This window comes from Bordetella sp. 2513F2, from assembly GCF_054642735.1.
This window is the reverse complement of sequence record NZ_CM137755.1, coordinates 674,882-687,218: the sequence shown is the minus strand read 5'-3', so window position 1 is coordinate 687,218 and position 12,337 is coordinate 674,882. Positions and strand designations below refer to the sequence as shown.

Below are 12,337 nucleotides of genomic sequence, written 5' to 3'. Positions count from 1 at the left end.
TCAGGCCTCCACGCGCCAGTCCAGCGATTCGCCGGCCGCCAGGGGCACCAGCGAGGTCTCGCCGAAAGGCACCTCCGCGGGGATATGGAATTCCTCGCGGCGCAGGGTCAAGGTGCCGGTATTGCGCGGCAGGCCATAGAAGTCGGGGCCATGGAAACTGGCGAACGCTTCGAGCCGATCCAGCCGCCCGGCGCGCTCGAAGGCGGTGGCATACAGTTCCATGGCGTGCAGCGCGGTATAGCAGCCCGCGCAGCCACAGGCATGCTCCTTCAGCCCGCGCGCGTGCGGCGCGCTGTCGGTGCCCAGGAAGAAACGCGGGTTGCCGCTGGTGGCGGCATCCAGCAAGGCCTGCCGGTGCTCCTCGCGCTTGAGGATGGGCAGGCAGTACCAGTGCGGGCGCACGCCGCCGGTGAACAGCGCATTGCGGTTGTAGAGCAGGTGCTGCGGCGTGATCGTGGCGGCGATCGGCCCATCCGCATCGCGCACATAATGCGCGCCATCCCGGGTGGTGATGTGCTCGAAGACGACCTTGAGCCCCGGGAACGCACGACGCAGCGGCTGCATCACCCGCTCGATGAATACGGCTTCACGGTCGAACACGTCGATGCCGGGATCCGGGACTTCGCCGTGCACCAGCAGCGGCATGCCGCATTTTTCCAGGGCCTGCAGCGTCTTGCCGCACTTGCCCAGAAGATCGGTGACGCCCGCATCCGAGTTGGTCGTGGCGCCGGCGGGATACAGTTTCACGGCCTGCACATGGCCCGAGGCATGCGCGCGCTCGATCTCTTCGGGCGGCGTATTGTCGGTGAGGTAGAGCGTCATGAGGGGCGTGAACACGCCCGTGCCCACGCCCGCCTTGCGCAGCGCGCGCTGGATGCGCTCGCGGTAGTCCAGGGCCTGGGCTGTGGTGGTGACCGGCGGCTTGAGATTGGGCATGACGATGGCGCGCGCGAACTGGCGCGCCGTGTCGGCCACGACGGCCTCCAGGGCAGCGCCGTCGCGCAGATGCAGGTGCCAGTCGTCGGGACGCACCAGCGTCAGGGTATGGGAAGCAGACATGAAAGCGCCTATTCGGCCAGCGGCATGCCCCGTTCGGCCAGCGCGCAGAACATGGCGCTGCCCAGGGGAATCACGGCGTCGTTGAAATCGAAACGAGGATTATGCAGGAAACAGCCGGATTCGGCGCCGCCCTGGCCCAGGCGGAAATAGGCGCCCGGCCGGGCCTGCAGCATGAACGAGAAATCTTCGGACCCCATCGACGGCGTGAGGTCGCGCACCACGTTTTCCTTGCCCACCATTTCGGTAGCGATGTCGGCCACCAGATTGGCGTGCTGCGGCGTGTTGAGCGTGGCGGGATAGATGCGCTCGTAGTTCACGCGCGCCGTTGCGCCGAATGCCGCGGCAATGCTGCCCGCCAGCTCGCGCATGCGGGCCTCGACCATCTCCTGCACCGTCTTGCGGAAGGTGCGCACCGTGCCCACCAGCCGCGCCTCGCGCGGAATCACGCTCATGGCGCCGGGGTGGCCGGCCTGCATCGAGCCTATCGACAGCACGGCGGAATCCAGGGGATTCACGTTGCGCGACACGATGGTCTGGAGCGCGGTGATGAGATGCCCGGCCACGGTGACGGGGTCTATGGTCTGGTAGGGATGGGCGCCATGGCCGCCGCGGCCCTCGATGACGATCTCGAAGCGATCGGCCGCCGCCATCATCGGGCCGGGATTGATGCCTATGGTACCGGCCTGCAACCCGGGCCAATTGTGCAGCGCATAGATGGCATCGCAGGGGAAGGTATCGAACAGGCCGTCGTCCATCATGGCCTTGGCGCCGCCGCGCCCTTCCTCGGCGGGCTGGAAGATCAGCACGGCCGTGCCGTCGAAATTGCGCGTCTGGGCCAGGTAGCGCGCAGCGCCGATCAGCACCGCCGTATGGCCGTCGTGGCCGCAGCCATGCATCAGCCCCGACTTCGTGGACTTGTAGTCGAAACTGTTCTCTTCCGTCATGGGCAGCGCATCCATGTCGGCGCGCAGGCCGATCATGCGCCCGCTGTCGCAGCGCTTGCCGCGGATCACGCCCACCACGCCAGTCTTGCCGATGCCGCGGTGCACTTCGATGCCCAGCGCCTCGAGCGCACCCGCCACGATGCCGGACGTGCGCACCTCTTCGAAGCCCAGCTCCGGATGGGCATGCAGGTCGCGGCGCAGGGCCGTGAGCTCGTCGTGGAAGAGCCGGATGGACTCGAGGGGTGAGCGCGCGTACATGGGCAGTTACAGGATACCGCGTGGCAGAACGATTCCGCCGATTTTAGATGCTACAGAGGATACAGAGGATAAATGGCTTTGTCTTTGGGGGAGAGACACGTTATGCTGCGGCCCGCAGGATCACTTTTCCAACCACCAGAGAAGGAGAGCCGAGTTATGGCCACACCCTCCAAAACCGCGACCACGCGCAAGCCGAATGCCGCGTTCATGAAGCCGCTGACGCCCAGCGCCGAACTCGCTGCGGTCATCGGCCCGGAAGCCGTGCCGCGCACCGAGGTCACCAAAAAGATCTGGGATTACATCAAGCAAAACAACCTGCAGGATGCCAGCAACAAGCGCAACATCAACGCTGACGCCAAGCTGCGCCCGATCTTCGGCAAGGACCAGGTCACGATGTTCGAACTGACCAAGCTGGTCAATGCCCATCTGAAGTAAGAGAACAAGGTCGAGGACGTACGGCGTACGTCCTGCCTCGCCGCTGCGCGCCGCCCGCCAGGGCCGCATCAGGCGGCATGCCCCTGCCGGCCGTCCGGCCAACTTCCCCTCTAGCCCCCCCTGCTGCGCTGCTGGCGTAGAAAAAAAAGCGGCTGGCATCATGGCCAGCCGCGTGTTTTGTCATGCGCAGCCCTGCTGCGCGCCTGTTCAGGCGTACGGCGTGGGCGCCACACCCTCGAGCAGGGCAAGCCAACCCTTGATCAGGCGGTAGAGGGTCCAGACGACCGTGGCGATCACGCCCAGCCAGCCGATGAAGATCAGTGTGGCGATGGCGCTGACGGCCAGCCAGAGCAGCGACCACCAGAAGGTGCGCAGCAGCCAGTCGAAGTGGGAGGCGTACATGGTGCCCGCCGTATCCCCGCGCTTGACGTACATGAGCACCACCGCGGCCAGCGTAGCCACGCCCAGGAAGCCGCCTGTGACGAAGCCCAACGCAAACAGGCCGTAGGCCACGTGGGTAAGCGTGCGCAGATCCATGGCGGATGGCCGGGACTCGGGAGAAAACTGAGGATCGGTCACGATAACGGCTCCATCGAATGATTTAGGACAATCTTACCGCACAAAGCCGGCGCCTCCGGTTTGCGTTGTTATTTCGAAACGATGTCAGCCAGGAGCAGAAAATGGGCTTCCGGATGCACGCATCGCGCGTGCGTTGCCCAAAAAGCAAAACCCCCGCCGGTTGACGGCGGGGGTTTTGGGGGATAAGAGCCTGACGATGACCTACTTTCACAGACGTACGTCCACTATCATCGGCGCGAAGGCGTTTCACTGTCCTGTTCGGGATGGGAAGGAGTGGGGCCACCTTGCTATGGTCGTCAGGCGTAACCGGGTAAGCGGTTGACGCGGGAGTCAACGGCTTGGAACTGGAAGAAGCGACAACGGTGGCGATGCGCGCGCGGGGTGCGCGGTGTGCGCACGGCGGGGCAACGCGGGTTGCGTGTGATTTCGTATTGAACGGCTTGCGCTGTGGGTACAGCGGCCTATGTGTGTTAAGACTTGAGAGTTATAGGATCAAGCCTCACGGGCAATTAGTATCGGTTAGCTTAACGCATTACTGCGCTTGCACACCCGACCTATCAACGTCCTGGTCTCGAACGACCCTTCAGGGGGGTCTAGCCCCCAGGGATACCTAATCTTCAGACGAGTTTCCCGCTTAGATGCCTTCAGCGGTTATCTCTTCCGTACTTAGCTACCCGGCAATGCCATTGGCATGACAACCGGTACACCAGAGGTACGTCCACTCCGGTCCTCTCGTACTAGGAGCAGGCTCCGTCAAGTATCCAACGCCCACGGCAGATAGGGACCAAACTGTCTCACGACGTTTTAAACCCAGCTCACGTACCTCTTTAAATGGCGAACAGCCATACCCTTGGGACCGGCTACAGCCCCAGGATGAGATGAGCCGACATCGAGGTGCCAAACACCGCCGTCGATATGAACTCTTGGGCGGTATCAGCCTGTTATCCCCAGAGTACCTTTTATCCGTTGAGCGATGGCCCTTCCATTCAGAACCACCGGATCACTATGTCCTGCTTTCGCACCTGTTCGACTTGTCAGTCTCACAGTCAAGCACGCTTATGCCATTGCACTATCAGCACGATTTCCGACCGTACCTAGCGTACCTTCGAACTCCTCCGTTACGCTTTGGGAGGAGACCGCCCCAGTCAAACTGCCCACCATGCACTGTCCCCGATCCGGATAACGGACCTAGGTTAGAACCGCAAACAAACCAGGGTGGTATTTCAAGGTCGGCTCCACCGAATCTGGCGACTCGGTTTCTGCGCCTCCCACCTATCCTACACAGGCCGGTTCACAGTCCAATGCAAAGCTGCAGTAAAGGTTCATGGGGTCTTTCCGTCTAGCCGCGGGTAGATTGCATCATCACAAACACTTCAACTTCGCTGAGTCTCAGGAGGAGACAGTGTGGCCATCGTTACGCCATTCGTGCAGGTCGGAACTTACCCGACAAGGAATTTCGCTACCTTAGGACCGTTATAGTTACGGCCGCCGTTTACCGGGGCTTCGATCAAGAGCTTGCACCCCATCACTTAACCTTCCGGCACCGGGCAGGCGTCACACCCTATACGTCGACTTTCGTCTTTGCAGAGTGCTGTGTTTTTAATAAACAGTCGCAGCCACCGATTCTCTGCGACCCCATCAGGCTCAGCGCGCAGGCGCATCACCCTACCGGGGCATACCTTCTCCCGAAGTTACGGTATCAATTTGCCGAGTTCCTTCTCCTGAGTTCTCTCAAGCGCCTTGGAATATTCATCCCGTCCACCTGTGTCGGTTTGCGGTACGGTCTCGTACAGCTGAAGCTTAGAGGCTTTTCTTGGAACCACTTCCAATCACTTCGCAGAACATGTCTGCTCGTGCCACACCCTTGATTTACGCGCCCGGATTTGCCTAAGCGCCATCTTCAATGCAGCAACAGGGACTTCCAACACCCTGATGACCTTCCGCGATCCGTCCCCCCATCGCACTGTACGACGGTGCTGGAATATTAACCAGCTTCCCATCAGCTACGCATCTCTGCCTCGCCTTAGGGGCCGACTCACCCTGCGCCGATGAACGTTGCGCAGGAAACCTTGGACTTACGGCGAGGGGGCTTTTCACCCCCTTTATCGCTACTCATGTCAGCATTCGCACTTCCGATACCTCCAGCAGCCTTTACAAGCCACCTTCGCAGGCTTACGGAACGCTCTCCTACCGCGTGTACATAGTACACACCCGCAGCTTCGGTTTATCGCTTAGCCCCGTTACATCTTCCGCGCAGGACGACTCGATCAGTGAGCTATTACGCTTTCTTTAAAGGGTGGCTGCTTCTAAGCCAACCTCCTGACTGTCTATGCCTTCCCACTTCGTTTCCCACTTAGCGATAATTCGGGACCTTAGCTGGCGGTCTGGGTTGTTTCCCTCTTGAGTCCGGACGTTAGCACCCGGTGCTCTGTCTCCCAAGCTGTACTTGCAGGTATTCGGAGTTTGCCATGGTTTGGTAAGTCGCCATGACCCCCTAGCCATAACAGTGCTCTACCCCCTGCAGTAATACTTGAGGCACTACCTAAATAGTTTTCGGAGAGAACCAGCTATTTCCAGATTTGTTTAGCCTTTCACCCCTATCCACAGCTCATCCCCTAGTTTTTCAACACTAGTGGGTTCGGTCCTCCAGCACGTGTTACCGTGCCTTCAACCTGGCCATGGGTAGATCATCTGGTTTCGGGTCTACACCCAGCGACTAGACGCCCTATTCGGACTCGCTTTCGCTACGCCTTCCCTATCCGGTTAAGCTCGCCACTGAATGTAAGTCGCTGACCCATTATACAAAAGGTACGCCGTCACCCCTTAAAGAGGCTCCGACTGTTTGTATGCATACGGTTTCAGGATCTATTTCACTCCCCTTCCGGGGTTCTTTTCGCCTTTCCCTCACGGTACTGGTTCACTATCGGTCGATCACGAGTATTTAGCCTTGGAGGATGGTCCCCCCATCTTCAGACAGGATTTCACGTGTCCCGCCCTACTTCTCTTACGCCTAGTTCCACCTACAACTTTTCGCCTACAGGGCTATCACCTGCTACGGCCGGACTTTCCATTCCGTTCGGCTAAGTTATAAGCTAAATCGTAAAGGCTGTTCCGATTTCGCTCGCCACTACTTTCGGAATCTCGGTTGATTTCTTTTCCTCGAGCTACTGAGATGTTTCAGTTCACCCGGTTCGCCTCCACTGGCCTATGTATTCAGCCAGGGATACTGCTTGCGCAGTGGGTTTCCCCATTCGGACATCTGCGGATCAATGCTTGTTTGCCAGCTCCCCGCAGCTTTTCGCAGGCTACCACGTCCTTCTTCGCCTGTGATCGCCAAGGCATCCACCATATGCACTTAGTCGCTTGATCCTATAACACTTAAGTCTTATAGGTGCTGTTCATTCGCGCTTGTGCCGTTCATAAGTTCAAAGCATCTGGCAAAGCTTTCACTTAACCAGTCTTGAGACTTGGAACAAAATCATGCAATCACAACCCGTATCCATCTCCACCGGCTCGCGCCGATGTTCGATGAACACTTTACGTTGTGCTTCTTCCAGATTGTTAAAGAACGATATATAGCTTCATTGGGCAAAACCCAACGATCAACACTGCCTCGCAGCATTCATCGTTATGCTCTGCCTGATACACCCAACCCACAACACCCAACCGACGACAACCACCGCTCTCTCGCCCGCACCCACCGCCAAGAACTGGTGGAGGTGAACGGGTTCGAACCGATGACCCCCTGCTTGCAAAGCAGGTGCTCTCCCAGCTGAGCTACACCCCCATATCCCCGACAGCCTCAACCAACCCCAGACCCCGGCAATACTTGGTGGGTCTGGTTGGATTCGAACCAACGACCCCCGCCTTATCAAGACGGTGCTCTAACCGACTGAGCTACAGACCCCAGACTCTTCGAACTCTCGGATCAACTTGTCGATCCAGCAGCCATATACCTTCAACAAACAACCGATAAGCGTGGACGCTTCAACACGCAGACGCTTCGCTCTTAAAGGAGGTGATCCAGCCGCACCTTCCGATACGGCTACCTTGTTACGACTTCACCCCAGTCATGAATCCTACCGTGGTAATCGCCCTCCTTGCGGTTAGGCTAACTACTTCTGGTAAAACCCACTCCCATGGTGTGACGGGCGGTGTGTACAAGACCCGGGAACGTATTCACCGCGACATGCTGATCCGCGATTACTAGCGATTCCGACTTCACGCAGTCGAGTTGCAGACTGCGATCCGGACTACGATCGGGTTTCTGGGATTGGCTCCCCCTCGCGGGTTGGCGACCCTCTGTCCCGACCATTGTATGACGTGTGAAGCCCTACCCATAAGGGCCATGAGGACTTGACGTCATCCCCACCTTCCTCCGGTTTGTCACCGGCAGTCTCATTAGAGTGCCCTTTCGTAGCAACTAATGACAAGGGTTGCGCTCGTTGCGGGACTTAACCCAACATCTCACGACACGAGCTGACGACAGCCATGCAGCACCTGTGTTCCGGTTCTCTTGCGAGCACTCCCAGGTCTCCCCAGGATTCCAGACATGTCAAGGGTAGGTAAGGTTTTTCGCGTTGCATCGAATTAATCCACATCATCCACCGCTTGTGCGGGTCCCCGTCAATTCCTTTGAGTTTTAATCTTGCGACCGTACTCCCCAGGCGGTCAACTTCACGCGTTAGCTGCGCTACCAAGGGCCGAAGCCCCCAACAGCTAGTTGACATCGTTTAGGGCGTGGACTACCAGGGTATCTAATCCTGTTTGCTCCCCACGCTTTCGTGCATGAGCGTCAGTGTTATCCCAGGAGGCTGCCTTCGCCATCGGTGTTCCTCCGCATCTCTACGCATTTCACTGCTACACGCGGAATTCCACCTCCCTCTGACACACTCTAGCCCGGTAGTTAAAAATGCAGTTCCAAGGTTAAGCCCTGGGATTTCACATCTTTCTTTCCGAACCGCCTGCGCACGCTTTACGCCCAGTAATTCCGATTAACGCTTGCACCCTACGTATTACCGCGGCTGCTGGCACGTAGTTAGCCGGTGCTTATTCTGCAGGTACCGTCAGTTGCCCCAGGTATTAGCCAGAGCCGTTTCTTTCCTGCCAAAAGTGCTTTACAACCCGAAGGCCTTCATCGCACACGCGGGATGGCTGGATCAGGGTTGCCCCCATTGTCCAAAATTCCCCACTGCTGCCTCCCGTAGGAGTCTGGGCCGTGTCTCAGTCCCAGTGTGGCTGGTCGTCCTCTCAAACCAGCTACGGATCGTCGCCTTGGTGAGCCGTTACCTCACCAACTAGCTAATCCGATATCGGCCGCTCCAATAGTGCGAGGCCCGAAGGTCCCCCGCTTTCCCCCGTAGGGCGTATGCGGTATTAGCTACGCTTTCGCGTAGTTATCCCCCGCTACTGGGCACGTTCCGATACATTACTCACCCGTTCGCCACTCGCCACCAGGCCGAAGCCCGTGCTGCCGTCCGACTTGCATGTGTAAAGCATCCCGCCAGCGTTCAATCTGAGCCAGGATCAAACTCTTCAGTTCAATCTCTGTTTAATTCACGCAGCACATAAATGCGCCGCGCTTCGCATGACTCAAAGGAAGCAGGGCTCGCGATCCCCGATAAATCGGAAACCTCAAACCTTACTTCTCTGTGAGCTCTTGATACTTGCGCGTTCGGATCCATGAACAACCTAGATCCTGAGATCCAGACCACCCATCGACCCGTGCGGCTGCGCATCAAGCGCCCACACTTATCGGTTGTTTCGTTGTTAAAGAACGGGGTACTGCCTACTGCTGTATTCGCTTCCCTTCCCCACTTCCACCGCACCGCTTGTTGTTGCAGCGCTGTGTCAGTAGCGAAGAAGCGAGATTATGAAGACATTTTTTCAGGCTGTCAAATCATCGTGGGCCGCAACATTCACTCACCGCCCGCGCCGATCTGCCCGCCCGGGCTTGCGCCCTGCCTTGCATAACCGCCTTGCCTCGACCGCCTCGTCGCCCCAGGAACCGGGCCATAAAGACCTAAGGGTTTACCCTGTGTTCGACTCAACCGCCGAGCCCGAAACTATAGCACAGATCTCTTGGACTTCGCAAACAGGGCCGTATCAACCCCACAGCATCCAACCCGTGCCTAAACCACCTCCGGGCCCCGCTCGCCAACCCTGAAAACTCCGGGCTCGCTGCGAAGGGGGCGAACTATAGCACAGGTTCTGCGGCAGTGCGCGCCGGATGTGGCACTTTTTTTGATATCCGTACATGTGGCGCGGCCTGACGCGTCACCTTTTGCTGGGCGATTCAGACGGGCAGGCGCAATTCGGTGGTTTCCTTGATCTGCTGGAGCGCGAAGAAAGACCGCATATCCACCACAGCGGGGTGCTGCATGAGCGTATCCATGGCGAATCGGGAAAAATGGGCCAGATCGGCGACCTGTATGCGCAACAGGTAGTCCATGTCGCCCGACATGGCATAGCACTCCACCACCTCCGGCCACAGCTGCACGTCGCGGGCAAACTCCGACATGGGCGCGTGACTGCCCCCGACATGCTTGTTGAGCCGGATGGTGACATAGGCAAGCAGCCCCAGCCCCACCCGCTCGGCGTCGACCAGGGCCACATATCGTTTTATGTAGCCCTGCTCCTCCAGCCGGCGCACCCGCCGCAGGCAGGGGCTGGGAGAGAGGGAAACCCGCTCCGCCAGCTCCTGGTTGCTGAGCCGGCCATCGCGCTGCAATTCCGCCAGGATGCGCCGATCTATCCTGTCAAGTTCATTTTCAGCCATTTTCTGCCTCAAAAACAAAGTATCGAGATAGATTATGGCTTACCTGGGCCTTGTCACGGCCATCTTTGCAATCGTCTGCCGGGGCTCGCTCCCTACAATGCCGGTTCTACAGGCAGCACAGCCTGACATGCAAAGGAGAGCATCGTGGAAAACCAGTTTCAGCCCTGGGACAACCCCATGGGAACGTCCGGCTTCGAGTTCATCGAATACACCGCTCCCGACCCGGCGGCGCTGCGCCGGGTCTTCGAACTGCTTGGGTTCAAGGCCATCGCCAGGCACCGCCACAAGGATGTGACCCTGTATCGCCAGGGCGGCATCAACTTCCTGATCAATGCCGAGCCCGACTCCTTCGCCCAGCGCTTCGCCCGCCTGCATGGGCCGTCGATCTGCGCGATCGGCTTTCGCGTGGACGACGCCGCCAAGGCCTACAAACGCGCCCTCGAATTGGGTGCCTGGGGCTTCGATTCGCACAGCGGCCCGATGGAGCTCAACATCCCCGCCATCAAGGGCATCGGCGATTCGCTGATCTACCTCGTGGACCGCTGGCGCGGCAAGAACGGCCACGGCGGCATCGGCGACATCAGCATCTACGACGTGGACTTCGAACCCATCGACAAGGCCAGCGCCGAAGCCGACCTGACCCATGCCGGCGCCGGCCTCACGGTGGTAGACCACCTGACCCATAACGTGCACAAGGGCCGCATGGCGGAATGGGCGGAGTTCTACGAGCGCCTGTTCAACTTCCGCGAAGTGCGCTATTTCGACATCGAGGGCAAGGTCACGGGGGTGAAGTCCAAGGCCATGACCTCGCCGTGCGGCAACATCCGCATTCCCATCAACGAGGAAGGCACGGAAGAGAAGGGCCAGATCCAGGAATACCTGGATCTCTACCGCGGCGAAGGCATCCAGCACATCGCCATGGGCACCGACGACATCTACAGCACCATCGAGACCCTGCGGCAGAACGGCGTGGTGTTCCTCGACACGCCAGAAACCTATTACGAGCTGCTGGACCGGCGCCTTCCGAACCATGGCGAGGACGTGGCCCGCCTGCAGAAGAACCGTATCCTGCTCGACGGCTCGCCCGACGGCGGCCTGCTGCTGCAGATATTCACCGAGAACCAGATCGGGCCCATTTTCTTCGAGATCATCCAGCGCAAGGGCAACGAGGGATTCGGCGAAGGCAACTTCAAGGCCCTGTTCGAATCGATCGAGCTCGACCAGATGCGCCGCGGCGTGGTGAAGACCGCAGACTGACGCTGCGCCGGCGTGCCAGGGCTGCCGGCCCGGCACGCCGGGACACGTCAACCCGACAGCCGGTCCTGGAACTGCTTGCGGAACTTGGCAACCTTGGGCGCGATGACGAATTGGCAATAGCCCTGCTCGGGGTGCAGGGCGAAATAATCGCGGTGGTAGTCTTCGGCCGGCCAGAAGGTGGCGGGCTCCAGCAGCTTGGTGACGATGGGGGCATCGAAAACGCCCTGCGAAGAGAGTTCGGCGATGACCTCCTCGGCCGCCTGCCGCTGCGCAGGGGTCTGCCAGAAGATGGCCGACTCGTACTGTGGCCCCACATCGTTGCCCTGGCGGCCCGGCGTCGTGGGATCGTGCGTGGCAAAGAACACGCGCAGCAGATCCGCATAAGAGAGCACCTTGGGATCGAACACCACCCGCGCCACTTCGATGTGGCCGGTCTGCTTGCCGCAGACCTGCTCGTATGTGGGATGCTCGACATGCCCGCCGCAGTAGCCGGGCATGACCTCGACCACGCCGCGCAGGTCCTTGAAAACCGCTTCGGTGCACCAGAAGCAGCCACCGCCCAAAATGGCGACCTCGTGCCCGGATGCCGCTTGCTGTTCTGCCATGATGACTCCTCGATACGAAAATCAGGGTTTGGCGGGAGAAAGCGACAGCACCCACTGCGCCAGCTGCCGTGCTTCGTCTTCGCTGACCTGCGGCTGCGCCGGCATGGGCACCGCGCCCCAGGCGCCCCGCCCGCCGCCGCGGATCTTGCCCGCCAGATAGTCCAGCGCCTCCGCCTGGCCGGCGTAGCGTTCGGCGATGCTGCGCAATGGCGGCCCCACCCGCTTGTCCTCGACCTGGTGACAGGCCATGCAGGCCTTGCTGCGCGCCAACCCTTCGCCACCGACAGTCTGTGCGCCCGCCCCCGGACTTGCCAGGAGGCCCAGCAAGCCACAGAGCGCCAACCGATTCAAGCTATGCATTGTGTGCGTTCCCCAAGGGCGAAGTGCCATCATGGCGTGCGGCGTACCGCCCGTGCCCGCCG

8 protein-coding genes, 2 tRNA genes and 3 rRNA genes are annotated in these 12,337 nt (G+C 59.7%); 2 read left to right on the top strand and 11 right to left on the bottom strand.

The features are described from left to right. Both pyrC and ACYBYQ_RS03270 read right to left on the bottom strand, forming a co-directional pair. Nucleotides 1–1,059 carry a dihydroorotase gene (gene pyrC / locus ACYBYQ_RS03275; RefSeq protein ID WP_459616955.1) on the bottom strand — a complete coding sequence of 353 codons (1,059 nt, stop codon included), beginning with the start codon at nt 1,057–1,059 and terminating at the stop codon, nt 1–3. Nucleotides 1,060–1,067: 8 nt separating this feature from the next. Then, a complete protein-coding gene (locus ACYBYQ_RS03270) occupies nt 1,068–2,261 on the bottom strand; it encodes a M20 aminoacylase family protein (RefSeq protein ID WP_459616954.1) in 1,194 nt (397 codons plus the stop codon). Nucleotides 2,262–2,417: 156 nt separating this feature from the next. On the opposite strand from ACYBYQ_RS03270, the gene ACYBYQ_RS03265 reads away from it, so the two are divergent. Further along, on the top strand, nt 2,418–2,696 hold the full coding sequence (locus tag ACYBYQ_RS03265) for an SWIB/MDM2 domain-containing protein (RefSeq protein WP_459616953.1): 279 nt from the start codon (nt 2,418–2,420) through the stop codon (nt 2,694–2,696). 207 nt (nt 2,697–2,903) lie between these two features. On the opposite strand, the gene ACYBYQ_RS03260 is transcribed toward ACYBYQ_RS03265, so the two are convergent. From ACYBYQ_RS03260 to ACYBYQ_RS03230, 7 genes are all read right to left on the bottom strand, one after another. Then, the gene (locus ACYBYQ_RS03260) at nt 2,904–3,233 is read right to left on the bottom strand and encodes a DUF4870 family protein (RefSeq protein ID WP_459618696.1); all 330 of its coding nucleotides are present in this window, start codon (nt 3,231–3,233) and stop codon (nt 2,904–2,906) included. Between the two features lie 230 nt (nt 3,234–3,463). After that, nucleotides 3,464–3,576, bottom strand: a 5S ribosomal RNA gene (rrf, locus tag ACYBYQ_RS03255). Nucleotides 3,577–3,763: 187 nt separating this feature from the next. Next, a 23S ribosomal RNA gene (locus ACYBYQ_RS03250) occupies nt 3,764–6,644 on the bottom strand. A gap of 342 nt (nt 6,645–6,986) precedes the next feature. After that, a tRNA-Ala gene (locus ACYBYQ_RS03245) sits at nt 6,987–7,062 on the bottom strand. 43 nt (nt 7,063–7,105) lie between these two features. Continuing rightward, nucleotides 7,106–7,182 (bottom strand) — tRNA-Ile (locus ACYBYQ_RS03240). A gap of 104 nt (nt 7,183–7,286) precedes the next feature. After that, nucleotides 7,287–8,817: ribosomal RNA gene (locus tag ACYBYQ_RS03235) — 16S ribosomal RNA — on the bottom strand. Together the 16S, 23S and 5S rRNA genes with 2 tRNA genes alongside form the textbook arrangement of a ribosomal RNA operon. 753 nt (nt 8,818–9,570) lie before the next feature. Beyond that, the gene (locus ACYBYQ_RS03230; protein WP_459616952.1) at nt 9,571–10,053 is read right to left on the bottom strand and encodes an Lrp/AsnC family transcriptional regulator; all 483 of its coding nucleotides are present in this window, start codon (nt 10,051–10,053) and stop codon (nt 9,571–9,573) included. 144 nt (nt 10,054–10,197) lie between these two features. Between ACYBYQ_RS03230 and hppD the strand changes: the two genes are divergently transcribed. Then, nucleotides 10,198–11,310, top strand: a complete 1,113-nt coding sequence (gene hppD, locus ACYBYQ_RS03225; RefSeq protein ID WP_459616951.1) for a 4-hydroxyphenylpyruvate dioxygenase — start codon at nt 10,198–10,200, stop codon at nt 11,308–11,310. Between the two features lie 47 nt (nt 11,311–11,357). Here hppD and msrA read toward each other — a convergent pair whose 3' ends face one another. Together msrA and ACYBYQ_RS03215 are read right to left on the bottom strand one after the other, a co-directional pair. Beyond that, on the bottom strand, nt 11,358–11,915 hold the full coding sequence (gene msrA / locus ACYBYQ_RS03220) for a peptide-methionine (S)-S-oxide reductase MsrA (RefSeq protein WP_459616950.1): 558 nt from the start codon (nt 11,913–11,915) through the stop codon (nt 11,358–11,360). Nucleotides 11,916–11,936: 21 nt separating this feature from the next. Then, on the bottom strand, nt 11,937–12,275 hold the full coding sequence (locus ACYBYQ_RS03215; protein ID WP_459616949.1) for a c-type cytochrome: 339 nt from the start codon (nt 12,273–12,275) through the stop codon (nt 11,937–11,939). Nucleotides 12,276–12,337 lie beyond the last annotated feature (62 nt).

Coding starts and splice junctions, on each gene's coding strand:
- ACYBYQ_RS03215 (WP_459616949.1), bottom strand. CDS start 12,275: ATGCATAGCTTGAATCGGTTGGCGCTCTGTGGCTTGCTGGGCCTCCTG.
- pyrC (WP_459616955.1), bottom strand. CDS start 1,059: ATGTCTGCTTCCCATACCCTGACGCTGGTGCGTCCCGACGACTGGCAC.
- ACYBYQ_RS03260 (WP_459618696.1), bottom strand. CDS start 3,233: ATGGATCTGCGCACGCTTACCCACGTGGCCTACGGCCTGTTTGCGTTG.
- msrA (WP_459616950.1), bottom strand. CDS start 11,915: ATGGCAGAACAGCAAGCGGCATCCGGGCACGAGGTCGCCATTTTGGGC.
- ACYBYQ_RS03265 (WP_459616953.1), top strand. CDS start 2,418: ATGGCCACACCCTCCAAAACCGCGACCACGCGCAAGCCGAATGCCGCG.
- ACYBYQ_RS03230 (WP_459616952.1), bottom strand. CDS start 10,053: ATGGCTGAAAATGAACTTGACAGGATAGATCGGCGCATCCTGGCGGAA.
- ACYBYQ_RS03270 (WP_459616954.1), bottom strand. CDS start 2,261: ATGTACGCGCGCTCACCCCTCGAGTCCATCCGGCTCTTCCACGACGAG.